This window comes from Paenibacillus foliorum, from assembly GCF_013141765.1.
In the GTDB taxonomy this organism is placed as follows: Bacteria; Bacillota; Bacilli; order Paenibacillales; family NBRC-103111; genus Paenibacillus_S; species Paenibacillus_S foliorum.
In genome coordinates this window covers 52,543-76,652 of record NZ_WHOD01000106.1, presented here as the reverse complement: position 1 = coordinate 76,652, position 24,110 = coordinate 52,543, and the positions used below count along the sequence as shown (strand labels likewise).

Annotated in this window: 19 protein-coding genes; 16 read left to right on the top strand and 3 right to left on the bottom strand. The window is 45.5% G+C overall.

Annotated elements, in window-relative coordinates; translation table 11 throughout:
- Window positions 1–691 precede the first annotated feature (691 nt).
- The 6 genes from GC093_RS28820 (at window position 692) to GC093_RS28795 (ending at window position 8,150) form a co-directional block, all read left to right on the top strand.
- Complete coding sequence (locus tag GC093_RS28820; protein ID WP_171655391.1) at window positions 692–1,132, top strand: flavodoxin; 441 nt, start codon at window positions 692–694, stop codon at window positions 1,130–1,132.
- 279 nt (window positions 1,133–1,411) lie between these two features.
- Complete coding sequence (locus GC093_RS28815; RefSeq protein ID WP_171655390.1) at window positions 1,412–3,481, top strand: bifunctional aldolase/short-chain dehydrogenase; 2,070 nt, start codon at window positions 1,412–1,414, stop codon at window positions 3,479–3,481.
- A gap of 96 nt (window positions 3,482–3,577) precedes the next feature.
- Complete coding sequence (locus GC093_RS28810) at window positions 3,578–3,958, top strand: sensory rhodopsin transducer (protein WP_171655389.1); 381 nt, start codon at window positions 3,578–3,580, stop codon at window positions 3,956–3,958.
- A gap of 83 nt (window positions 3,959–4,041) precedes the next feature.
- Window positions 4,042–5,268 (top strand): L-rhamnose isomerase, encoded by a 1,227-nt coding sequence (rhaI, locus tag GC093_RS28805; RefSeq protein WP_171655388.1) that lies wholly within the window; start codon window positions 4,042–4,044, stop codon window positions 5,266–5,268.
- Window positions 5,262–6,812 (top strand): rhamnulokinase, encoded by a 1,551-nt coding sequence (locus tag GC093_RS28800; RefSeq protein WP_216624897.1) that lies wholly within the window; start codon window positions 5,262–5,264, stop codon window positions 6,810–6,812. The genes rhaI and GC093_RS28800 overlap by 7 nt, the downstream gene beginning before the upstream one ends.
- A 570-nt stretch (window positions 6,813–7,382) precedes the next feature.
- Window positions 7,383–8,150 (top strand): DeoR/GlpR family DNA-binding transcription regulator, encoded by a 768-nt coding sequence (locus tag GC093_RS28795; protein ID WP_171655387.1) that lies wholly within the window; start codon window positions 7,383–7,385, stop codon window positions 8,148–8,150.
- A 122-nt stretch (window positions 8,151–8,272) separates the two neighbouring features.
- On the opposite strand, the gene GC093_RS28790 is transcribed toward GC093_RS28795, so the two are convergent.
- Window positions 8,273–9,160 carry a DMT family transporter gene (locus GC093_RS28790; RefSeq protein WP_171655386.1) on the bottom strand — a complete coding sequence of 296 codons (888 nt, stop codon included), beginning with the start codon at window positions 9,158–9,160 and terminating at the stop codon, window positions 8,273–8,275.
- Window positions 9,161–9,317: 157 nt separating this feature from the next.
- On the opposite strand from GC093_RS28790, the gene GC093_RS28785 reads away from it, so the two are divergent.
- The 7 genes from GC093_RS28785 to GC093_RS28755 all read left to right on the top strand — a co-directional run bounded on the left by GC093_RS28785 (window position 9,318) and on the right by GC093_RS28755 (window position 17,721).
- Window positions 9,318–10,175: a LysR family transcriptional regulator gene (locus GC093_RS28785; protein WP_171655385.1), complete on the top strand. Its 858-nt coding sequence runs from the start codon at window positions 9,318–9,320 to the stop codon at window positions 10,173–10,175.
- Between the two features lie 5 nt (window positions 10,176–10,180).
- Entirely contained in the window at window positions 10,181–10,732 is a 552-nt protein-coding gene (locus tag GC093_RS28780) for an MOSC domain-containing protein (protein WP_171655384.1), read from the top strand.
- Between the two features lie 115 nt (window positions 10,733–10,847).
- On the top strand, window positions 10,848–11,483 hold the full coding sequence (locus GC093_RS28775) for a BsuPI-related putative proteinase inhibitor (protein WP_171655383.1): 636 nt from the start codon (window positions 10,848–10,850) through the stop codon (window positions 11,481–11,483).
- A gap of 385 nt (window positions 11,484–11,868) precedes the next feature.
- Window positions 11,869–13,608, top strand: coding sequence for an ABC transporter ATP-binding protein (locus GC093_RS28770; RefSeq protein ID WP_171655382.1), 1,740 nt, complete (start codon window positions 11,869–11,871; stop codon window positions 13,606–13,608).
- An 88-nt stretch (window positions 13,609–13,696) separates the two neighbouring features.
- Complete coding sequence (locus GC093_RS28765) at window positions 13,697–15,820, top strand: ABC transporter ATP-binding protein (protein ID WP_171655381.1); 2,124 nt, start codon at window positions 13,697–13,699, stop codon at window positions 15,818–15,820.
- Between the two features lie 191 nt (window positions 15,821–16,011).
- Entirely contained in the window at window positions 16,012–16,506 is a 495-nt protein-coding gene (gene ndk / locus GC093_RS28760; RefSeq protein ID WP_171655380.1) for a nucleoside-diphosphate kinase, read from the top strand.
- A 99-nt stretch (window positions 16,507–16,605) separates the two neighbouring features.
- Window positions 16,606–17,721, top strand: coding sequence for an aminopeptidase (locus GC093_RS28755; RefSeq protein ID WP_171655379.1), 1,116 nt, complete (start codon window positions 16,606–16,608; stop codon window positions 17,719–17,721).
- Between the two features lie 197 nt (window positions 17,722–17,918).
- On the opposite strand, the gene GC093_RS28750 is transcribed toward GC093_RS28755, so the two are convergent.
- A complete protein-coding gene (locus GC093_RS28750; protein ID WP_246315582.1) occupies window positions 17,919–18,788 on the bottom strand; it encodes a helix-turn-helix domain-containing protein in 870 nt (289 codons plus the stop codon).
- 136 nt (window positions 18,789–18,924) lie between these two features.
- Between GC093_RS28750 and GC093_RS28745 the strand changes: the two genes are divergently transcribed.
- The 3 genes from GC093_RS28745 to GC093_RS28735 all read left to right on the top strand — a co-directional run bounded on the left by GC093_RS28745 (window position 18,925) and on the right by GC093_RS28735 (window position 22,970).
- Entirely contained in the window at window positions 18,925–20,211 is a 1,287-nt protein-coding gene (locus tag GC093_RS28745; protein WP_171655378.1) for a Gfo/Idh/MocA family oxidoreductase, read from the top strand.
- A gap of 135 nt (window positions 20,212–20,346) precedes the next feature.
- Window positions 20,347–21,480: an AbrB family protein gene (locus tag GC093_RS28740; protein ID WP_171655377.1), complete on the top strand. Its 1,134-nt coding sequence runs from the start codon at window positions 20,347–20,349 to the stop codon at window positions 21,478–21,480.
- A 434-nt stretch (window positions 21,481–21,914) separates the two neighbouring features.
- Entirely contained in the window at window positions 21,915–22,970 is a 1,056-nt protein-coding gene (locus tag GC093_RS28735) for an EcsC family protein (protein ID WP_171655376.1), read from the top strand.
- Between the two features lie 88 nt (window positions 22,971–23,058).
- On the opposite strand, the gene dapA is transcribed toward GC093_RS28735, so the two are convergent.
- A complete protein-coding gene (dapA, locus tag GC093_RS28730) occupies window positions 23,059–23,937 on the bottom strand; it encodes a 4-hydroxy-tetrahydrodipicolinate synthase (protein ID WP_171655375.1) in 879 nt (292 codons plus the stop codon).
- Window positions 23,938–24,110 lie beyond the last annotated feature (173 nt).

Below are 24,110 nucleotides of genomic sequence, written 5' to 3'. Positions count from 1 at the left end.
CAGGTATGAAGCAGGTACGAAACAGGTATGAAGCAGGTACGAAACAGGTATGAAGCAGGTACGAAGCAGGTACGAAGCAGGTACGAAGCAGGTACGAGACAGGGATGAAGCAGGTACGAAGCAGGGATGAAGCAGGTACGATCTAGCTTAGCGGAACTGCGAGTTCCTTTATTCAGTCCACCCCATCACATTTGAGACGATAGCGGAAGCAGCATTTCCTTTATTAGGGGAAATTGAACAGCTTACATACAAAAACGAAGAAATAACGGAACGGATGGTTCCTGTATTTCTTCGTTTTTGTGCTTTTTTTGGAAATAACGGAAGTCGTACTTCCTTTATTTTTTTGAACCACGGAAGCAGCAAAAAGTATTACAACTATTAAGGCACCTACACTACATCTTAACGGGGCTAATCTAATTAACTCAACTTTTGTGATAAATACTCGGCAGAATGAGTGACCCGATATAGGAATTAGGCAGATTGTACACCAAGGAAGCGCAAGATTTTTTTAATGGCTAATTAATCGAAAGCTTGACATTCCTAAGCAGATGTATTAAATTAACAAATGAAATTGATAATCATTATCAATATGATGAGAATAATTATCAAATTTGTATATATTCTTCTTTATACTGAGAGCGGACTTTTTTTACACACCATTATAAGAATTTCATAAAGAGGAGCGGGAACTATGGCTAATGTAATAGTGATTTTTGCAAGTATGACGGGAAATACGGAGGAAATGGCCGAATCAATTGCAGATGGAATTCGTGAAGCGGGGCATGAAATAACTTTGAAGTCTTCGATGGATGCAAGTGCATCTGAACTGAGTGAATATGATGGTGTTGTATTGGGAGCGTACACTTGGGGCGATGGCGACTTGCCGGATGAATTCCTTGATTTATATGAAGAGATGGATGATCTGGACTTGACTGGTAAAAAATCAACTGCTTTCGGGTCATGCGATTCCTCTTATTCAGAATATGGAGCAGCGGTTGATACTATCATTGCAAAGCTGAAAGAGTTGGGATCAGAGGTTGTTCTCGAAGGTTTGAAGATCGAATTAACTCCTTCTAATGAAGAGAAAGAGCAATGCAAAGAATTCGGCCGAAAGTTTGCAGCTGCTCTATAAAATATTTGTACTTAAGCAGGTTAATATTCAGTTTAATAATTGATCAAAAGGACTATGTAATCTGCTGGGGCGGGTTGCATGGTTTTTTTATTGTAGGGATAGTTTAAGAGGGGGAATTTGATTCATTTGATGAATAAAGCTAATTGTAATATAAAATATTTGGAAAAGTAACATAAAAATCAAAAATAAAAATACATATACAAAAATAAACAAACATATGGTATGATGAATTTATCATAAAACAACATTAACCAAAACTATTCGGGAGGAAATCAAACAATGCCATCCAATTTATGGGACAACAGCAAAGCTTCACAACTTACAGGGGGACTAGATGAGCTAGTATACCGCTCTAATCTGTTAGGAACGGACCGTTCAGTTGCGAACTGGGGCGGAGGCAATACTTCTACGAAAACTACAATAACGGATTTCCGCGGCAGATCTATCGAAGTTATGTATGTTAAAGGCAGCGGTTCTGACTTGGCTACTATGAAAGCAGGCAATTTTACAGGCTTGAATTTGGAGGATATCCGTCCTTTATTTGAGAGAGAAACCATGAGTGATGAGGAAATGGTAGCTTATTTGGGCCATTGTATGGTAGACAGCAAGCATCCTCGTGCTTCTATCGAGACGCTACTGCATGCCTTTCTTCCTTTTAAGCATGTTGATCATACACATCCAGATGCCATTATAAGCTTATGTTGTGCGGATAACGGTAAAGAACTGGCAAAGGAAATCTATGGAGACCGTTTTGTATGGGTACCTTACATCCGTCCAGGATTCAGCCTCTCAAGAATGATCGCTCAAGGTGTTCTTGCTAACCCGAAAGCGGAGCTAGTATTAATGGAGAAGCATGGTCTTGTCACATGGGGCGATACGTCTGAGGCTAGTTACTTAAAAACTTTAGCAGTCATTCAAGAGGCGGAAGATTTTATAGAAGCCAAAGTGAAAGAGGAAGCGTTGTTCGGCGGCGCTAAATACCAAGCACTATCAGCTGAAGCAAGACAACAAATTGCTGTACAGATCATGCCTGTCATTCGTGGCGCTGTGAGCAATGAGAAAAAGATGATCTTAACTTACGATGACGCAGTAGATGTATTGCAATTCGTTAACAGCGCAGATGCAGCGAGCTTATCTCAAGTAGGCGCAGCTTGTCCGGACCATTTGGTTCATACGAAAATGAAGCCTTTGTTCGTAGAGTGGGATCCAGCTTCAGGAGATGTGGATGCATTGACAGCGGCGGTTAAGAGCGGTGTAGAGGCTTACAAAGCTGAATATCAAGCCTATTTCGAACGCAATCGCAATGACGGCGACCAAATCTTCGAATCAGCGCCGCGCGTCATTCTTATTCCTGGAGTAGGGATGATCAACACAGGTAAAAGCTGGGCTATGTCCAAAGTTAGCGGCGCGTTATATCACCGTGCGATCTCTGTTATGCGTGGGGCTACGGCATTGGGACAATTCGTCTCCCTTAGCGAAAATGAGTCTTACAACGTGGAATACTGGCCATTGGAGCTGTATAAGCTCTCATTAGCGCCTGCTGAAGCTGAATTCTCTCGCAAAGTTGCTTTCATTACAGGAGGAGCAGGCGGTATCGGAAGCGCTACCTGCCGTCAGTTCTTGAAGGATGGCGCTCATGTAGTTATTGCAGACCTGAACATCGAGGGAGCACAGAAGCTGGCTCAGGAGCTTAACGAACAATTTGGTGAAGCTAGAGTGACAGCGGTGAAGATCGATGTTACGGATGAAGAACAAGTGGCTGCTGCATTCCGCGAATCCATATTGGCATATGGTGGGGTAGACATCGTGGTTAACAATGCGGGATTGGCAACTTCGAGTCCTTTTGACCAAACGTCGCTAAAAGAATGGAACCTGAACATGAACGTTCTTGCCACTGGTTATTTCTTAATTGCCAGAGAGGCATTCCGTCTTATGAAACAACAGTCGATCGGTGGTAATATGGTGTTTGTAGGCTCCAAAAACTCAATATATGCAGGGAAAAATGCATCGGCATACAGCACAGCCAAAGCCGCAGAGGTACATCTGGCTCGCTGCATCGCTGCCGAAGGCGGCGAGTTCGGAATCCGAGTCAACTCGGTTCTGCCTGACGCTATTTTGCAAGGCTCGGCCATTTGGAATTCAGGCTGGAGAAATGAGAGAGCGGCTGCCTATAATATCGAGCCGGATCAGCTTGAAGAGTACTATCGTAAAAGAACAACCTTGCTAGTGAACATCTATCCTCAGGATATCGCTGACGCAATAGCATTCTTCGCTTCTTCCAAAGCGGAGAAAACAACAGGCTGCATGATGACTGTGGATGGCGGCGTTCCAGCGGCATTTACGAGATAAAAGTACAATCGGAAGGATGCGTATCCCATCGCTTGATGCAGTGGGATGCGTAATCTTTTAAATTAAGATAACTATACATTAGGAGGCTGATGAGCAATGACAGAAGAAAGCTCCCATGCAAAAGGCCGCACGGCTTGGTACATTCCTGACGCCTATATTCCTCCACATAGCAGCGGAGAGTTGGAAAGCCATGAATCCATATGTGTGTTGAATTGTTTAACAGAGGATGCGGAAATTCGGGTTACGATATATTTTGAAGACAGAGAGCCTATAGAAGATATTCAGGCTACGGTTCCAGGACGCCGCACACGGCATATTCGCACAAGCTCGCTCTCTAAGAATGGGGAAACCATTCCGGTTGGTGTGCCTTATGCAATCAGCCTGGAAAGCTCCGTTCCCATCATTGTTCAATACAGCCGCCTGGATGCGACTCAACCAGCAAATGCGTTGATGACGGCAATAGGTTACTTCGGTTAGTTGGCGTTAATTGGCATATAATGAAAGACTAGTCTTTACTTACATGGGGCAGACATGAATAAATCATTTGGAGGAGCTTAGCCATGACATTACAGGACCGCGCTTATGCGATATTTGAGGAGCAGCAAAAAAATAGAGGGATCGACCTTGAGCATGTGAAAAAGAAGTTGAAAACCATTGAAGTGGAAACGCCTTCTTGGGGATACGGGGATTCAGGAACTCGTTTCAAAGTATTCAAAGCGGTTGGAGTGCCTCGTGATCCGTTCGAAAAGTTCGAGGATGCCGCACAGGTCCATAAATACACAGGAATTTGTCCTTCTGTAGCTATTCATATCCCTTGGGATAAGGTTGATGATTACGACAAATTGAAAAAGCATGCGGATTCACTTGGAGTGAGAATTGGAGCGGTTAATCCGAATTTGTTCCAAGAGGATGAGTATATTTTCGGCAGCGTTACTAACTCTAATGCAGCTACTCGCCGTAAAGCGACTGATCATTTGCTGGAATGTGTACAAATTGCTAAGACAGTAGGCTCAGACGTATTTAGCTTATGGTTTGCTGATGGTACGAACTATCCAGGTCAAGCGGATATTCGCAAGCGTAAAGCATGGATGCATGAAGCACTATCCGAAATGTACCAAGCTATGACTCCGGCTATGCGGATGTTAATCGAATACAAATTTTTCGAGCCTGCATTCTACCATACCGATCTTGCTGATTGGGGAATGGCCTTCAATCTGGCTAACAAGCTGGGGCCTCAAGCTCAAGTATTGGTTGATACAGGTCACCATGCACAAGGTACCAACGTTGAGCACATCGTAGCGTACTTGCTGGATGAACAGAAGCTGGGAGGCTTCCACTTTAACAGCCGTAAATATGCCGATGACGATCTCATTGTAGGCTCCGTTAATCCGTATGAATTATTCCTTATTTTCTATCAGATTCTTGATGCTGCAGCAGATTCCAACGCGGGAATCCGCCATACTGCGGAGCAAATTGCTTATATGATCGACCAAAGCCATGCCATAGAGCCTAAAATTCCGGCTATGCTTCGCTCTGTACTAAATGTTCAAACTCAATACGCGAAAGCGTTGCTAGTTAATTTTGATGAAGTTCGTGAGGCTCAGGAGCGTCAGGATGTTCTGGCTGCTGAGAATGCGGTCCGTTCCGCTTATGAAATTGACGTTACTCCATTGTTGGTATCGTTGCGTGAAGAGCAAGGAGTTCCAGCTGATCCGATGAAGGCTTATCTGCAAAGCGGGTATGGAGAAAGCATCCTGGCTCGCGGCAAAGGCGGAGCCAGTTGGTAAGCCGCAGCAGCAACGATGCGGCGATAGTGCTCGCGTTCGATCTAGGCGCGAGCAGCGGGCGTGCTGTTATTGGGAAGCTGGAGCCTTTGGGAGATGGTGAAGGCGGTGTGGGAGGTGCGACAGCACCCCGCCGTCTTACCGTTGAGGAGATCCACCGCTTCCCGAACGATCCGGTGCAGGTGGGTCAACACCTGCACTGGGATATTTTGCGTCTGCTCCATGAAATTAAGCAGGGAATTGTTAAGGCCGCGCATGCGGGGCATCATGCCATAGAAAGCTTGGCAATCGACTCATGGGCAGTCGATTTCGGCTTGGTTGATGCCTCGGGACAACTCCTTGGCAATCCCTATCATTATCGCGATCATCACACCGAAGGTGTGATGGAGGAAGTCAGCTCGCTGATCAGCCGTGAGGAGCTTTTTGCCTCGACAGGCATCCAGTTTCTACCGTTCAATACAATCTATCAGTTGTATGCACTGAAGAAGCAAGAGTCGCTACAGCTTCAGCAAGCCGATAAGCTGCTGATGATTCCAGACCTGCTGCGGTATTTTCTAACAGGTCTTATGCTTAGCGAGGGCACCAATGCCTCCACAACACAGCTGTTGAATGCGCGCACCGGCAAGTGGGACACTGCGCTGCTGGAGCAGCTCAGGGTACCGGCATCACTGCTGCTGCCTCCGTCTGCGGCTGGCACCAGTGCAGGCTCTCTATCCGCTGAGGTATGCGCTGAGTTGGGCGTACCGGCAATACCGGTAATTGCCGTAGGCGAGCATGATACGGCATCTGCTGTTGCCGCGGTTCCTGCGGCTGAGGAGCATTTTGCCTATCTCAGCTGCGGCACCTGGTCGCTGCTCGGAACCGAGGTGAAAGAGCCCGTTCTGACGAAGCAAGCATTGGACTGGAATTTCACCAACGAAGGCGGAGTTAACGGTACGTTCCGTTTGCTTCGTAATATTATGGGACTGTGGCTGGTTCAAGAATGCAAGCGTACTTGGGATAAGGAAGGTCTTGGCCTTACATTCCCTCAGCTTGTTGAGCTGGCGGAGCAAGCCAAGCCATTTGCAGCATTCATTGATCCGGACGACGCAGGTTTTCTGAATCCGGTGCATATGCCGGAACAGGTCCAAGCCTATTGCAGCCGTACAGGCCAATATGTGCCACAAACACCAGGAGAGATTATCCGCATAGTACTGGAAAGCTTATCCCTGCAATATCGCGTTGTGCTGGAGCGCACGGAGAGCTTGGTCGGTAAGCAACGGTTTAGTGGACTGCATATGGTTGGTGGAGGCATTAATAACAAACTGCTGTGTCAATTTACAGCTAATGCAATCGGGCGTCCGGTTTGGGCAGGTCCAGTCGAAGGTAGTGCAATTGGCAATCTTGTTGTACAATATATGGCATTAGGACATATTTCCGGTATTCAGGAAGCAAGGGATATTATTCGACATTCATTCCCTATAGATACGTACCGGCCCGAGGATGGACAAGAATGGGAGCAAGCCTTCGTTACCTTTCAAGAGGTAATTCAAAAAGCCCTCTTTTGATCACGAGGTATCTCCGGAAGTTTAATCGACATCGAATCTTGCATTCACCCTCGAAGTCCGGTGCTCATTTAGGTATTGCCTAAACTCCGCTCCTCCTTCTTCAGGTTCTTGCAACCTTCTCGGTGCTGAAAAGTTGACTTTTTGAACTCTGATTATACTGTAATTCAAAAAGCCCTCTTTTGATCACGAGGTATCTCGGGAAGTTTAATCGACATCGAATCTTGCATTCACCTTCGAAGTCCGGTGCTCATTTAGGTTAGCCTAAACTCCGCTCCTCCTTCTTCAGGTTCTTGCAACCTTCTCGGTGCTGAAAAGTTGACTTTTTGAACTCTGATTATACTGTAATTCAAAAAGTCTCCTTTTGATCACGAAGTATCACGGGAAGTTTAATCGACATCGAATCTTGCATTCACCTTTGAAGTCCGGTGCTCATTTAGGTTAGCCTAAACTCCGCTCCTCCTTCTTCAGGTTCTTGCAACCCTTCTCGGTGCTGAAAAGTTGACATTTTGAACTCTGATAATACTGTAATTCAGGGAATAGTCTGTAATTTGATACAAATGAGGGATTGTAATGCTGGTAGCGCAAAGATGGCAAAAAATCATACAGCTTGTTAACGAACGGGGCAGCATCCGGGTAACTGAGCTTAGCGTTATTTGCGAAGTAACGGAAGAAACGATCCGGCGTGATTTAGATAAGCTGGAAAACGAAGGCAAGCTGCTGCGAAGCCATGGCGGAGCCATCAGCATGAAGTCGGCTCAGGCGGAAACGCCTTATATGGAACGGGAAACAACGAATGCTGATGAGAAGCGGCGCATTGCTCAAGAAGCGGTCATGCAAGTTTATGAGAATGACCGCATTATTCTGGATGCGAGTTCTTCAGCCTGGTACATGGCGCAGCTGCTGCCAGACATGCCGTTAACCGTTCTGACCAATTCTATCAAAGTCGCTATGGAGTTGAGCGGGAAAGAGAAGATTAAGGTCATTTCCACCGGCGGACTGCTGTCCTCTCGTTCTTTATCTTATGTGGGGCCTCTGGCCGAGCGTTCGCTTAGTACCTATCACGTCGACAAAGCGTTCCTATCTTGTAAAGGGCTGCATATGCAGCGCGGCTTAAGTGAATTTAACGAGCTGCAAGCGTTGGTCAAACAGAAAATGATCAGTATCGCCGATGAAGTCTATATATTGGCTGATTACAGCAAATTTGGTCAGCAGTCTCTGGCTCATGTCGCATCATGGGATGAAATCCGGCATCTCATCACAGATGAGAAAACCGATTCAGCTATTGTGGCACAGCTTAAGGAGCTGTCAGTTACCGTACATCAAATAGAAGTCAGGTAATCGGGGCTTTTTATTTGGAACAAGAGGCACGATTCGGTTGTCCTAACATAACCAAATAATTACAAACAAAAAAATCCGCTTGAGTATGCGGATTTTTTTGTTTGCACGAAAATAATACCAGCTTACGCCGGTTGTTCTTTCGTTATCTCCACCATCTTTACTGTCTTGCCCTCCCAATTAACAAGAAAAATACCAACGCATATGAACGCTCCGCCTACGCCAACATACCATTCCACAGTTTCTCCGAGCAGCAGCCAGCTGGAAAGAACACCGAATAGCGGTACCAGAAACAGAAATGAACTTGTTTTCGCGGGATCTCCGATGCGGAGCAAGTTGAACCAAATCGAGAATTGGACAATCGAGCACAGAATGGCAAGCGCTAGTAGAACGGATATCGATGTACTGGTAATGATAAAGTAAGGATGCTCTGTGAAGGCGCTTAAGACGAGCAGGGCAATTCCACCGCTAAGCATCTGATATGAAGCAAGCACTGTTAAATCAAACGCAGAACCCCATCGCTTAATGAGCAGTGTAGCCGAAGCAAAGCAGACAGCCCCTGCGAAGCTAATGAAGGTGCCAGGTTGGATATCCATTTGGAGGCCGAAGGTAAAGACGACACCTATAAAACCTATGGCAACACCCAACCATTGGCGCCCACGGTAAGCAGCTCGAGTAAGCAGCGCTCCCAACACGATAACAAGCAGCGGATTCGTACAGGTGATGATGGAGGATTCCCCCGAAGTTATCCAGCGCATGCTGTAATAAGCGCAGCCCATTACACCGGCAGATTGGAGCAAGCCAATTACAGCTGCTTGCACCCATTGCTTCTTGCTGCGGGGCTGGGGTTTTCTTGCGACGATAATCGCGAGCAGTCCGCCCGCCAGTACGAAGCGAACACCCATTAGCAAGAAAGGCGGAGCATACAGCATTCCGATTTTTCCGACTGGAAATGCAATACCCATTAGAAAAGTTGTCAGTACAATAAGACCTATATATTGGAATTTATTCATAATTGATTCCTCCTTGAATAAGTGATTATTTGATTGTAATGGAGGTTTGGTTTTATGTATAATGATTGTTGAAGATATTAGATATCATAAATAATGATTCCAAATATGGAATGGTATCTAAGTATTAATGGAGCGGTCGGATGGAGGTTTATGAACTATGGAGAGCGCGGATCTGCGAGTGTTTCAAATGGTTGCACGTGAGGGTTCTATAACAAAAGCAGCCTTACGATTGGGCTATGTTCAATCCAATGTGACCGCCAGGATTCAACAATTGGAATCGGAGGTGGGCTCAGTGCTTTTTTATCGCCATAACAGGGGGATGACGCTTTCTTCGAGCGGCAAAACATTGCTCGCTTATACGGATAAAATCGTGGGCCTGTTAGATGAAGCTGCCCAAGCTCTTTCCTCGACTAGCGAGCCGAGCGGTCCTCTAATGATTGGGTCAACCCAAACGGCTGCGGCAGTCCGTCTTCCCCAGCTGCTTGCCTCGTATTATAGGCAGCATCCTACTGTTCTATTATCGCTAACGACAGGGCATTCGCAATTATTAATGGAGAAAGTGCTTCATTATGAGCTTGACGGTGCCTTTATTGGATGCCAGTGTGATCACCCAGAGCTTCTATCAGTTCCAGCATTTGATGAAGAGCTCGTAATTGCATCCACCGCATCGTTGGTCAGTCTGGAGGAAGCCTTCACAAGGCCGATCCTTGTGTTCAGCAATGGTTGTTCATATCGGGAAGTATTGGAACAATGGTTGATGTCCAGTGGCTTAAGGCAGTCAATTATCATGGAGTTTGGTACGCTAGAGGCAATTATTGGTGGGGTAGCTGCAGGACTTGGCATTTCACTACTACCCAAATCCGTTATTCGCAAGCACGAGTCGGAAGGTGTGGTTCGTCTGCATGAAATTCCTGACTCTATTCGTCATATACAAACCCACTTCATTACACGAAAAGACTCTTATATCAGCAGTGCGTTACGTGCTTTTATCGAATCGATGCATGAGGAGACGTGATGGAGATGACATTATGTACTGGGATCATTACGGCGGTCAGTACAAGTGAAACGCATACGTTTGGCAAATTTAATCGTGAAAGCATTATGCTTCTAACAGGGTTGGGCGTTGAGGGTGATGCTCATTTAGGGAAGACGGTCAAACATCGCTCAAGAGTAGCGAGTGATCCGAGTCAGCCGAATCTGCGTCAGGTGCACCTCATACATGCAGAGCTGCATGATGAATTGCATGTTGCTGGTTTTGCCGTTTCGGCTGGTCAAATGGGCGAGAATATAACTACTCGCGGCATCGATTTGCTTGGGTTGCCGACGCATTCACGGCTTCATCTAGGAGACAAAGCTGTGGTTGAGGTGACGGGTCTACGTAATCCTTGCAACCAATTGAACGGCTTACAAGCAGGCTTGATGTCGGCTGTCCTGGGACGTGATGAACAAGGAAATCTTATTCGTAAGGCTGGCATTATGGGGATCGTGCTGGCAGGCGGAGAAGTAAAACCAGGGGATCTGATCCGTATCGAGCTGCCACAGGAGCCGTTCCAGCCTCTCGAAAGAGTCTAACATCACATACAAAGCTAAGTCTTAAGGAGCCGCGGCTTCTATGACTTAGCTTTTTTTCTTATCGCTGGAACAATTTGCATATTTTCTTCGTTTTAGCTTATGAGGTGATATAAGCATGGGAAAAGGAACAGGGTTTGGGGCGGTCCTTTTATGCATTTCGCTTGTCGGTTGTTCGGAAGGGGTACACCACAATACTAGCCAGCCTCCGATCGAGAAGTCGTCGAAGATAGAATTGAAAGTAGTAGAGATACAACCAGAAGAGCCTACATTGCTGCATCCTATAAAAGTAGAAAAAGGTGTGAAGCTCGACCCGATAATCGAAAAGGACATTATGAAAAAGAAAGCTGAGCAATCGACACCCATCGCTGGACTGTTTAAAACTTCATTGGAGCCTCTATTAGGAAATGGAAAGGTAACCCTTAATTTCTCAATTCAAAATGTATCAGGGAAGGACTTGGAAATATCCCATAGCTCAGGGCAAAAATATGATATCTTTGTTTACAATGAGCAGCAAGATGAGGTCTATAAATGGTCGAATAATAAAGCATTTACCGAAGCGTTGATAGTCAGAAGCTTGAAAAAAGATGAAAAACTTGCATTTGCCGAAGAATGGAATTTGAAGGATGCATCTGGGGAATCTGTTCCGCCTGGAACGTACAAAATTCAAATTAAAGGTATGATAACTCTGAAATCGGGTGTTATCTCCCCGGATGAATTAACAGATACAGCGACTATTGAAATCAAGAAATAACACGATGAAGTCTAACCATAGAGGAATAATCATATATATTCAAAGTTTCCATTCCCCTTATTGAAGGGTTCTGTTAATGTAGGGATCGAGGTTAGAATCTGGAAGGAGGGATTGTGTTATGTTAGCTCTTTTAAGAATGGATCATCGAAGCACTAACTTTACTAACATTAATCTGTTCGGCAAATATAATGTGACCTTACGCTTCCGTAATTGGACGCCTTAACGTTTTCAGTGATGGAAACGTCAGCCGTACATAAAAGGAAACCACAGCGCAGGTCATGATTCATTCGTGGCGTGCGCTTTATACGTTCCGTAACAGGAAGAAGCACACAGCTCATTTATGCCGTGTGTTTTTTTGTTCATAGAGAGAGGAGAGATAAGGATTATGCTTTCGGTGTTAGGGAAATTAGGTTGGTTTTTCAGATTAGAATGGAAAAGGTATGCTATTGCGATCCCCTTGCTCATTATAGCGGGGGTGATCGAAGTTATTCCGCCCAAGATCGTTGGGGACATGATCGATTATATTCAGCAGGGAACTCTCCATTGGGGGCTGGTTACCGACACGCTTCTTCTACTGGGTGGGCTTGCTGTAATTATTTATTTCATCACTTATATTTGGATGTATCGTTTGTTCGGTGGGGCTTTCGTCGTGGAACGGCTATTGAGATCGCGTTTGATGAGGCATCTTCTCCGAATGACTCCATCGTTCTATGAGAAGAACAGGACGGGCGACTTAATGGCGCGGGCGACTAATGATTTGAAGGATGTTTCATTAACGGCTGGCTTCGGGATATTAACACTTGTTGACTCGACAGTATGGATAATGACCTTAATAGGTGTCATGGGCTTTCTGATCTCATGGAAGCTGACATTGGCGGCAGTTCTTCCATTACCCATCCTTGCTTTAATGATGCAAATTTATGGAGGGTGGATTCACAAGCGGTTTAAAGCCGCACAAGACGCCTTTGGAGTTATGAATGATGGAGTGCTTGAGACCATTTCCGGAACCCGTGTAATCCGTGCATTTGTGCAAGAGCGTGCGGCTGAACGCAGTTTTGGAGATGTGACTTCAGATGTACTAGGGAAGAACATCGCAATAGCGCGAATTGATGCGCTCTTTGAACCTACGGTCAAGATCATTGTCGGCGCAAGTTATCTTCTGGGTCTCGTATACGGTGCCTATCTGGTGTTCCATAATGAATTGACCGTAGGAGGACTCGTTACTTTCAATGTGTATCTTGGGATGCTGATTTGGCCGATGTTCGCGATTGGAGAGCTCATTAACATTATGCAGCGAGGTAATGCGTCGCTCGATCGAGTAAACGAAACACTATCCTATAAGGCTGATGTGGAAGAGTCAACGAATGCAATCAGGATCGCTGAGCATGGTTCGATAGAGTTCAATAATGTGACCTTCCAGTATCCGTCTTCGGAGGTTAAAAATTTAAGTGAGTTGAATCTTTACTTACTCCGCGGTCAAACACTAGGTATAGTTGGGAGAACGGGTAGTGGTAAAACGACGCTAATAAAGCAGCTGCTTCGCGAGTATCCGAAAGGAGAAGGGCAGATATCCATCTCAGGACAACCGCTCGAAGCTATTGCTTTCGATGATTTGAAAGGATGGATCGGCTATGTGCCGCAAAGCCCTTTCCTGTTTTCCCGCACAGTTCGGGAAAATATATTATTTTCCAAAGATGAGCAAGCATTGGAGGAAGCTATTGAATGCTCCGCCTTCCGGAAAGATCTTGAGTTTTTGCCACAGGGCTTGGAGACGCTTGTAGGTGAGAAGGGTGTTGCCCTTTCTGGCGGTCAGAAGCAGAGAGTATCTATTGCTCGCGCGTTGCTTGGGAATCCGCAAATCTTGATTCTTGATGACGCTCTATCGGCGGTAGATGCAAAAACAGAAGCAGAAATCATCTCGAATATTCGGCGTTCCCGTGCTGGCAAAACAACGTTAATTGTCTCGCATCGTTTGTCGGCGGTGCAGCATGCTGAGCATATTGTCGTGATGGATGACGGCTGTATTGTTGAGGAAGGGATGCATGAGGAGCTGCTGGCCCAAGGCGGTTGGTACCGCGAACAATGGGAGCGGCAGCAGGCGGAAGCAACGTTAGATGGCGCATAATTAGGGTTTAAGGCAACAAGCCGGTAAGCCAATAAATAAGCTTGTAACTGCTTGGACAGCTTGGAATGGAAAGGTGGAGGAAACAACTATGAGTGGAGATTTGGATTTGGAAATAGATCGGGAGGCGGTAAGGCGAGCGCGTCCGGGAAAACGTTTATGGCAATATGCTCTAATCTATAAGAAGACGATCCTACTGGCACTGCTTATGCTGGCTATTGCAATCGGGACAGAGCTTACTGGCCCGTTCATCGCCAAACGAATTATAGATGTGCACATCGCTGGAATTGAGAAGCCTTGGTATGAAGTAGAGGCGGGCTCTGTGGACAGCGTGGCTTATGCCGGCGCTTATTGGATGCGGGTAGATCGAGTACCGGTGAACGAGCAGAAAAAGGAAGCGCGTGTTCTCCAAGTGGGCCGAGATTTCTTCTTTGTGCCCGGAGGCATTAAAGAGGACGGTGAACGTTCTATATCTTTGACGGCTGACGGAGCTACAGAGTTAATTATAACCAAGAAGGATACGGTAACGAAATATAACGCGCAGCATCTTTCTAAAGAGCAATTATATGAATTTTATAAACCCGAGCTCGGAGCTATTATTAGCTTGGCATTGTTATCCATGGCGCTGATAGCTGTTTCGGCATTGTTCAGCTACGGGCAGCGTTATTGGCTTCAGGCTTCTGCCAATCGGATTATTCAAAGGATGAGGGATGATGTGTTTGCACATATCAACCGTCTTCCGATCCGCTATTTTGATAACTTGCCTGCTGGTAAAGTAGTATCACGAATTACGAACGATACCGAAGCGATCAAGGAGCTGTATGTGACGGTACTGGCTAACTTCTTTTCGGGAACGCTGTATATCGTTGCGATTCTGGGTGCTATGTTTCTACTTGACGTACGTCTAGCGCTCATCTGTATGCTCATTATTCCGATACTAGCGGTATGGATCATCATCTATCGGAAATTTGCAGCCTATTACAATCGGGTTATTCGCTCCACTCTCTCTGAAATGAACGGAATGATTAATGAATCCATTCAAGGTATGCCTATTATTCAGTCGTTCCGTAGGGAGAAGAAGCAGGAACATGAATTCGAGCAATTCAATAAACGGTATTTCGATTACCGTAACAAAATGTTGAATTTGAATTCATTGACGTCGCATAACTTGGTAGGCGTTTTGCGTAATATTGCGTTTATCGCTATGATTTGGTATTTTTCCGGCATATCACTAGGGTCTGTTGTAGGAGGGGTTTCCCTTGGCGTACTCTACGCATTCGTCGATTTCTTAAACCGAATGTTTCAGCCAATCGTCAATATCGTTAACCAGCTTCCCAACATGGAGCAGGCCTTTGTCAGCGCGGAGCGTGTATTCGTTCTGATGGACGAAGAGGGAGAAGATGTCTCCGATGAAAAAATGGCGCGCTACAAAGGGAATGTGGTATTTGATAAAGTTGGGTTTTCTTATAAAGAAGGTGAGCCTGTGTTGAAAGGGATATCGTTTGAAGCGCGGCAAGGCCAGACTGTTGCTCTCGTCGGACATACGGGATCAGGCAAAAGTTCAATTCTTAACTTGATCTTTCGATTCTACGACGTAGACTCGGGAAGCATCACGATTGACGGACAGGAGATTCGAGGAATACCTCGTCAAACACTTCGTAATCATATGGGTATCGTGCTTCAGGATCCCTTCCTGTTTACAGGTACAATTGCTTCTAATGTGTCGCTTAACCACTCCGCGATTTCAAGAGATACTATTGAGAAAGCGCTGCGGGATGTCGGTGCGGACCGAGCGCTCTCACATTTACCTTTGGGTATCGACGAGCCTGTCATCGAGAAAGGCAGTACGCTTTCCGCAGGACAACGCCAGCTGATATCATTCGCTAGGGCTCTAGCCTTCGACCCGGCAATTCTCATTCTGGATGAAGCGACCTCGAACATCGATACCGAGACAGAGGCTGTCATCCAAGAAGCGCTCGATATCGTAAAGAAAGGGCGCACAACCTTTGTGATCGCACATCGCTTATCGACAATAAAGAGTGCAGATCTTATCCTCGTGCTGGATCGTGGGGAGATCGTTGAGCGTGGAACACATGATGAGTTGATGGTGTTAGGCGGCAAATATTATCAAATGTATGAATTGCAGCAAGGGAAAAAAGGGGCCCGAATATCATCTACTACTTCTAATGTAGGAACAACGGCTGCCGCACTTTAAAAGATTTTATGATTGTCAGAGGATAAGTGCTTGAATTGAATAGTGAATAGAATGTACTTCAATAAAGCTAAATCAACTGCCGCGAAGCGGAGTGATTTAGCTTTATTTTTGCTCGGGGAGTGAAGGGGCATTTTTTGGGTAATAATGGGATGTTACTAAGATCAATACAACACAAGATGGGGTGCAGGAATATGGAAAAAACATTTTTGATGCTTAAACCGGATGCAGTACAGCGAAGGATGATAGGTAAATTGGTTCAGCGATTTGAGGAGAAAGGCTTTGAGCTTATAGGAGCCAAGCTAATGAGAATGACAATGGCGCAGGCTGAAGCCCACTATGCTGAGCATACGGACAAACCCTTTTATGGTGAACTGCTGGAGTTTATCACATCCGGTCCAGTGTTTGCCATGGTGTGGCAGGGGGAAGGGGTTGTTGCTATGTCCCGCTTAATGATAGGTAAGACCAACCCGCTGGAAGCGGCGCCTGGGACGATTCGCGGTGATTTTGCAACAGATAAAGGCAATAATATAATCCACGGCTCGGATTCGCCTGAAAGCGCCGAACGGGAAGTAGCTAATGCATTCCACCCAGAGGAGCTGCTTATATTTGATCCATTCTTGCCTAAGCTGGAAGCCTTGCATGTAGATGAATATGGAGCCATCCAACACTATCATCCTCAGTCATGAGGGTGATTTTTATTATTTATTTCAGAACAGTAAATTTGATGTTTTCAGCAAAATTGGTTACATTGAATAGAGGTAAAAGAATAAAGGAGCGATGTTGAAATGAGAGATCCAAGACTTAAGATAATGGCTAATAATTTGATCCGTTATTCTGTAAATTTGCAGCCTGGTGAAAATATACTGCTAGAGATGATTGGACTGCCCGATCAAGAACTGTCTAAATGCTTAATAGAAGAGGTGTCTGCGGCAGGTGGGCATCCTTTCGTTGAGCTGCGCAACCCTGCTGTAACTCGCAGCCTGATGCTTAACGGAACCAAGGAGCAATACCAGACACTTATGGAGCTGGAGCTTCAACGGATGAAGCAAATGCATGCCTACATAGCCGTTCGCAGTGGAGATAACATTACCGAAACCTCCGATGTGCCAGAGGAACAAATGAAGCTCTATGTGAAGGAATATCAGCGCCCAGTCGTAGATCGGCGTGTCAATCATACCAAATGGTGCGTTATGCGCTATCCAAACCCTTCCATGGCTCAATTAGCCAATACGAGCACCGAAGCATTTGAGGACTTTTATTTCCAAGTATGCAACCTTGATTATAGTAAAATGGCTAAAGCTATGGAGTCCCTAGTCTCCCTAATGGATCGTACGGACAAAGTTCACCTGGTTTCCCCAGGGACCGACCTGACCTTTTCTATCAAAGGTATTCCATCTATTCCATGTGCAGGAGCGCACAACATTCCGGATGGCGAGGTATTCACCGCTCCAGTCAAAAATTCGGTAAACGGTGTGATTACTTATAATACACCAACTATTTATACGGGAACCTCGTTTGAAAATGTAATGTTGAAATTTGAGAACGGTAAAATCATCGAAGCAACAAGCAATAACACCAAACGAATCAATGAAATATTGGATACAGACGAGGGGTCTCGTTATATCGGTGAATTTGCTATCGGAGTCAATCCGTATATCAAGCAGCCTATGAAGGATATTTTGTTTGATGAGAAAATCGATGGAAGCATCCACTTCACACCTGGCAACGCCTATGAGGATGCAGATAACACTAATCGCTCCTCCGTCCATTGGGATATGGTGCTTATTCAACGGCCAGAGTTCGGCGGCGGGGAAATTTACTTCGATGATGTTCTAATCCGCAAGGATGGAAGGTTTGTAATTCCTGAGCTGGAGCAATTAAATCCAGAGAATTTAGTGTAAGATCACCCGTTTATTTGAACAGATAACGTAGTAGCGTTTAGGTAACGATGTAAAAGGACCCTGAAGCAGCACGATGCTGTGAACAGTAGCCCGAAAGACAGGCACTTCTTAACAAAGTGTCTATCACTCGTGTTATAGTTCACAGTTCACTGCCTGCTCGGGGTCCTTTTTTTGATATGTGAATGTAGCTATGTGTATTACATTTTGTTTAGTTTTCGATACTGCAACGGTGACATGCCGCATAGCGATTTGAAAATTCGGCCGAAATGAGTGCTGCTTTCGAAGCCGACCTTTTCCGTAATTTCGGTTACAGAGCTGCGTGTTGTTTTTAGAAGCATCTGGGCTTCCTGCACACGCACCTGATTAACATATTCAACGACAGTGAAGCCGGTAACCTCCTTATAAATGCGGCACAAGTAAAACGGACTGATATGAAAATGCTCGGCGAGTGACTTTAACGACAGCGGCTCTCGAAAGTTCTCATTGATGTGTTTGACCATATCGGATACCTTTCGGTGTAGAGTGGTTGGATGGTCGGAGGTTTTGCTTTTACGGTCTGTCTGGCGGACATGCCGATTAATCAGCAGCAGCAGCTCCCCAAGCAGCAGCTTAATGTAGCCCACTGTATCCGGCTCTCCCTGCTTTTGCTCCCGCAGCATCTTGTCCATGATCGATTCTATAATAATTAATTCGCGAGCATCGGGATGGAGCACGGGACCCTCCTCGAACACTTGAAGTAAATCAGGTGCTATCTCACTGTTAATCCTCAGCATGAACGCAGTCTTGAAATTGATCAATATTCGCTCATGATTGGGGGAATAGGACTCGGTTGTTTTATGCAGAACGTTGGGCTGGATAAGCACAAGATCACCCCTTTTTACATGGTAGGAGCGGTCTTTAATGAAATAAAAGCGTTCTCCCGCACGCATATAATAAATTTCGTAGGAATCATGCGAATGGTTCTGAGTCATGTTATAGGGGCTTGTGCGAATAGAATGATCTAGATGGAAAAGTCCCTTATCTGAGGAAAATGAAAGCTTCATATCGGATGGGCTGCTGTCTTTCATGAAATGCTCCTCCTATGACCATGCAGATCTTGACTGCAAGAAATGTAGAAAAATTTAAATTTCAGCAATTATAGTACGGTTATATTATGTTTATTGCGCTATAATCACAATAACATAGACAAGGGAGGAAGAATAGATGTCATCTCGTAAAAGATATGCTCTCGTTGGTACAGGCGGCCGCGCTAGTTTTTTTTATTCCGCCATTGTCAAGGATTTTAAAGAATCATCTGAACTCGTCGCATTTTGCGATGTGAACCAGACTCGTATGGATTTTGCTAATAAAAAAATAGGAGCCCATGGAGTTGGACCCCTTCCTACTTACAAATCAGAAGAATTCGATCGTATGATTGAGGAATCAAAGCCTGATTTCGTGATCGTTACAACCGTTGACCGGACTCATCATACTTATATTATCCGCGCAATGGAGCTTGGTTGCGATGTCATCTCTGAGAAACCGATGACGGTCGATGAAGATAAATGCCAGGAAATTCTGGATGCCGTTAAACGTACCGGGCGCAAGCTTCGGGTAACCTTTAACTATCGTTACTCCCCGCACAATACGAAAATTCGTGAGCTAATCGCTGATGGAACTATCGGTGACGTAAACTCCGTCCATTTCGAATGGCTGCTAAATACGAAGCATGGAGCGGATTATTTCCGTCGTTGGCACCGTGATAAACGCAACAGCGGCGGTCTGCTGGTTCATAAATCAACGCATCATTTCGATCTGGTTAACTTCTGGTTGGGTACGCAGCCTGCTACCGTTTTCGCTCTTGGCGACTTAATGTTCTATGGCCGCGAGAATGCTGAGAAACGTGGAGTAACTAAGTTTTATTCTCGTGCTCATGGCAGCGAATATGCTAAGGATGATCCATTCGCTCTGCACATGGAGGATAACGGGAATTTAAAAGGTATGTATCTGGATGCTGAAAAGGAAGACGGTTATTACCGTGACCAAAGCGTATTCGGTGATGGCATTAATATAGAAGATACGATGGGCGTTATGGTAAAATATCGCAGCAATGCATTCTTAACCTACAATCTGTATGCATATGCACCATGGGAAGGCTTCCGCGTTTGCTTTAACGGCACTAAAGGACGCATTGAGATGAATGTAGTTGAGCAATCATACGTCAATTCAGGCGGCGAGCAGGGTCTGGAAGGTGCGGTAACTGGGAAGAAAATCCTGGTTCATCCATTGTTTGATAAGCCTTATGAAGTAACAGTAGAAGAAGGCAAGGGCGGCCATGGCGGCGGGGATCCGGTATTGCTTAATGATTTGTTCGGAGAGCCTACACCAGACCGATTCAATCGTGCAGCATCACATGTAGATGGCGCGATGTCCATACTTACAGGTATTGCAGGAAACCGTTCACTTCGTACAGGTCAAGCTGTAAATGTTGCGGATTTGGTGAAATTTTAGAGGATAGAGCCAAATATAAAGAAGTTCATAGAGGAGGCCGTACAACACTTTCATGTGCTGTACGGTCTTGTTTTGATATAATAGCAGAATGTGTAGAATGAATGAATGTAGGCTCTACGAAAAGAGGAAAACAACATGAAACGGATATTGGAAACGATCCTCATCACCTTTGTGGGTGGGATGCTGTTTACGCTTCTGAATGTGCCGCTGAGCTGGATGCTTGGACCCTTAGCAGCGGTACTTCTTTGGACTGCTTGTACACGCCGAAGCCTGGTATGGCCGATCTGGCTGCGCAATGGGGGCCTGCTGCTGCTAGGCTACAGTATGGGGCTCTCCTTCACATTGAACAGTGCCAAGCAAATCTCCTCCCAGCTGCCATCCATGTTTATCGCAACGCTGCTGACGATTGCTTTTAGCTTGGGTATTGCCTTTATTACAGCCCGCCAAACCGGAGTAAACCCGGCAAGCAGTGCCATCGGCAGTATACCCGGAGGCTTATCGCAGATGATTGTGCTCAGTGAAGAAATCGAAGGGGCAGATAAAGCGGTAGTCGCCTTTATGCAAACTATACGCTTGCTGATGGTAGTATTTGTGATTCCTTTTGTTGCTGTCCATGGCTTGGCTGCTGATGGGTTTGTAGCAGGAAGCGCAGGTGTAGGGAGTAGTATAGCGAATGGAGGCGCTGGGAATACGCTCGTTGGTTCTCTCATAAGCTGGAGTGAGGCGGTGATCTCCCGGCCTATATTCTCATGTCTGATTGTAGTAGGCGTGGCCGCTGCTACTTGGATAGCTGTGAAGCTTCGTTTCCCAACAGCCTATTTCCTCGGGCCTATTTTGGCTGCTGCTACTTTTACAGTGTCAGGCTTAGAGCCGCCACATCTCCCTTCTTTATTTGTATTGGTGGCCCAGTGGAGCTTAGGCATTTATATGGGACTAGGGATCAAGCTGAGCAGCCTTAGCAATTGGAGACGACTGCTGCCCTATACCATTTTAGGTAATGTTGCTGTAATCGGATTCTCCATAGGACTGTCCTACGTATTCAGCTTAGTCCTTCCGATGTCATTGTTGACGGCTTTTCTAGGAATGTCCCCAGGCGGGATGACGGAGATGGGAGTTACCGCTACTCTTGTAGGTGCTGATGTTTCTTTAGTAGTTGCCTATCAAATGTTCCGTATATTATTTATTTTGTTTATTGTTCCCTATATTCTGCGATGGGGATTCCGATATTTCCGCAGAAATACTGCTGCACATTCGAACGGAAATAGTTGAACATCAATGAGAGTTGAGTGATTTGCCTTAGCGTAGTTAAGATGCTTCTGTGGGTGTTCCTTGGTAGAAGACCATGGAAAGTTACATAATCGTTACCAAACGCGCTCTTCATATACTTGTTCAGGTCAGCTCGAGGTCTTAATAAAAATAGCCATACAAAAAAGTCTTTGGATCCTTCCAAAGGCTTTTCTTGGCATGGAAATAATAGGAGCATTTCACCGTGCTAGAGTGCTAAGGAAGCCCATATTTATACATTTCTTCAGAAGCATAGGAATATACCTGGATTAATGCGTAAGGAGTCGAATTCATTTGTGCGATACACTAGTAGAATTTATCTAACTATCTTCTTAGATGAAAAATACGCAAGTTTTAATAAATGAATCTCATTTCGTTAATCTTACGTATTGGAAGTAAAGAGGAGAGGATTAAACAGTATGGAAAATAAAGAACAGCTGCTGCAGGAGCTTCAAACTATAATTCGATGGGAAAAAGGGCAGAAGGATTTATGGTTCTGGGAGAAGCTCGGCCGGTTACCCTTCGTTTTGCTGGATAAATGGACTCCGAAATTAATTCAGGACAAAATAGAGATGGCGCTGAATGAAATAGGCCGATTCATTCAAACCGGAGGAGACTATCTTGTGTCCGAGAAGACAATCCAGGACAAGCTTCAACGGGAATTTCGTAAGGAGGAGCGCTCGCTTGAGGCGGAGACTGCTGGACCCATAGAGATTACCGAGACTATCGTGAATAAAGAGAGTACGGGAGTTCATGAGACTATCGAGAGCAGGGAGAGTAAAGAGAGTACGGGAGTTCATGAGACTATCGAGAGCAGGGAGAGTAAAGAGAGTACGGGGGTTAATGAGACTATACAGAGTACGGAGATTAAGGAGAGTAAGGAGAATACGGAAGGTAAGGAAGGAAAAGAAAGTAGAGAGACTAAGGAGACTAGGGAGGTTAAGGAGCTTCCGCTCGCTGTGATGGATCGGGTAGCTGATGAGCTTGGGGAAAGCCGAACAAATATGGCGACTGTTCAAGGAGCGGCAACCGGATTCGGCGGGCTGTTTACGATAGTAGCAGACATTCCCGCCATGCTGGGACTGTCACTGAAGGTATTGCAGGAGCTTGCTTTATGCTACGGATTTAATCCAAGGGACCCGAGAGAACGCACCTTCATTATTAAGTGCTTGCAGTTTTCTTCCTCCGACATTGTTGGAAAGAAGGCAATTCTCGAAGAGCTTGCCGAATACGATAACCAAGATATGTCTGTTCAGGTCATGAGCCAGCTGCAAGGATGGCGTGAGGTTGTCTCCGCTTACCGAGATAGCTTCGGTATGAAGAAGCTGTTCCAGCTGGTACCCATAGCTGGAACACTATTCGGTGCATATTCGAACCGCGAATCACTTCATCAGGTAGCAGAGACCGGGAAGATGCTTTATCGTAAACGTAGGATTGTGGAGCGGTTACGTCAATTAGAGGAGACACCTGTTTGACATAGGATGGAAAACGGGAGCTATATCGCATCTATTGTGGATTGAAGGGCACTAGTATGCGCTCATACGCGCATACTAGATAGCCGACTTATCTAACCTGTATGGAAGCCAGCTGTTGCTGTAGCTGGGAGCTTATGCGAGTCATCGGAAGCCGTAATTCATCGGATTTTATTTGCTGCTGCTGTGCTAGCAGCCATTTAAGAGGTGCGGGATTGGGTTCGGTGAACAGCAGGCGGATTAATGGCAGGAGGTCATCAAACATATGCCTGGCTTCCTGAGTTTGGTCCTCCATTTGATGCTGATACAATCGAACAAATCGGTTGGTTGCTACATTAGCTGAAGCAAGCATACCTCCTTGAGCACCGCAGCACAGTGACGCATAGAAGAGCTCATCATCCCCGCACAGCACGGGTTTAGATCCAATCCGGGACAGCTCCGTAACTAATTTAATACTGCCAGTGCTGTCCTTAAGGCCTATCATGTGATCCATTTCCATAATAGTACGTACGGTGTCGAGCTCAAGCACAACCCCAGTACGGTGAGGGATATCATACAGAATAACGGGAAGACCTACGTCTGCTAGGCTGCGAAAATGTTCGATAATCCCTTGTTGAGAGGGGCGGTTGTAATAAGGTACAACAACGAGAGCAGCATCTGCTCCATGAAGCCCGGCTTGCTCGGTTCTTTTGAGGGTAGAGGCTGTACTGTTCGTTCCTGTTCCGAGTACAATCGGTATTCGACGAGTGGACTCCATCGCTTTACGTGCTGCTGCTAGTAGCATGAGCACTTCATTTGATTCGATAGCAGGCGACTCACCTGTTGTTCCATTCACAACTAGACCATGTATGCCTTCTGTGATTAAATGTTGAGCGAACGTTCCAAAGGATTCAAGATCGAGCTCTCCATTTGCTTCAAAAGGTGTTACGATAGGGACGAAAATTCCGCGAAGCTCATGTGATTTCAGCATGGCATCCAACTCCATTCATTAAGTGTGTATGGATACTTTAGCATGGATTTAATCATCAGCGTTATCTATAATAAGTGATAGATGTCATCAATTATTTTGATGATACTATATGACAGCATACAGCTGGTTGAACCATTTAAAGGCTTCAAGAATTGCAGTAACAGTTCAGGAGT

Excerpts from the sequence above, each read along its gene's own strand:
- GC093_RS28820 (WP_171655391.1), top strand. The coding sequence starts at position 692 with ATGGCTAATGTAATAGTGATTTTTGCAAGTATGACGGGAAATACGGAG.
- GC093_RS28815 (WP_171655390.1), top strand. The coding sequence starts at position 1,412 with ATGCCATCCAATTTATGGGACAACAGCAAAGCTTCACAACTTACAGGG.
- GC093_RS28810 (WP_171655389.1), top strand. The coding sequence starts at position 3,578 with ATGACAGAAGAAAGCTCCCATGCAAAAGGCCGCACGGCTTGGTACATT.
- rhaI (WP_171655388.1), top strand. The coding sequence starts at position 4,042 with ATGACATTACAGGACCGCGCTTATGCGATATTTGAGGAGCAGCAAAAA.
- GC093_RS28795 (WP_171655387.1), top strand. The coding sequence starts at position 7,383 with ATGCTGGTAGCGCAAAGATGGCAAAAAATCATACAGCTTGTTAACGAA.
- GC093_RS28790 (WP_171655386.1), bottom strand. The coding sequence starts at position 9,160 with ATGAATAAATTCCAATATATAGGTCTTATTGTACTGACAACTTTTCTA.
- GC093_RS28785 (WP_171655385.1), top strand. The coding sequence starts at position 9,318 with ATGGAGAGCGCGGATCTGCGAGTGTTTCAAATGGTTGCACGTGAGGGT.
- GC093_RS28780 (WP_171655384.1), top strand. The coding sequence starts at position 10,181 with ATGACATTATGTACTGGGATCATTACGGCGGTCAGTACAAGTGAAACG.
- GC093_RS28775 (WP_171655383.1), top strand. The coding sequence starts at position 10,848 with ATGGGAAAAGGAACAGGGTTTGGGGCGGTCCTTTTATGCATTTCGCTT.
- GC093_RS28770 (WP_171655382.1), top strand. The coding sequence starts at position 11,869 with ATGCTTTCGGTGTTAGGGAAATTAGGTTGGTTTTTCAGATTAGAATGG.
- GC093_RS28765 (WP_171655381.1), top strand. The coding sequence starts at position 13,697 with ATGAGTGGAGATTTGGATTTGGAAATAGATCGGGAGGCGGTAAGGCGA.
- ndk (WP_171655380.1), top strand. The coding sequence starts at position 16,012 with ATGGAAAAAACATTTTTGATGCTTAAACCGGATGCAGTACAGCGAAGG.
- GC093_RS28755 (WP_171655379.1), top strand. The coding sequence starts at position 16,606 with ATGAGAGATCCAAGACTTAAGATAATGGCTAATAATTTGATCCGTTAT.
- GC093_RS28750 (WP_246315582.1), bottom strand. The coding sequence starts at position 18,788 with ATGAAAGACAGCAGCCCATCCGATATGAAGCTTTCATTTTCCTCAGAT.
- GC093_RS28745 (WP_171655378.1), top strand. The coding sequence starts at position 18,925 with ATGTCATCTCGTAAAAGATATGCTCTCGTTGGTACAGGCGGCCGCGCT.
- GC093_RS28740 (WP_171655377.1), top strand. The coding sequence starts at position 20,347 with ATGAAACGGATATTGGAAACGATCCTCATCACCTTTGTGGGTGGGATG.
- GC093_RS28735 (WP_171655376.1), top strand. The coding sequence starts at position 21,915 with ATGGAAAATAAAGAACAGCTGCTGCAGGAGCTTCAAACTATAATTCGA.
- dapA (WP_171655375.1), bottom strand. The coding sequence starts at position 23,937 with ATGCTGAAATCACATGAGCTTCGCGGAATTTTCGTCCCTATCGTAACA.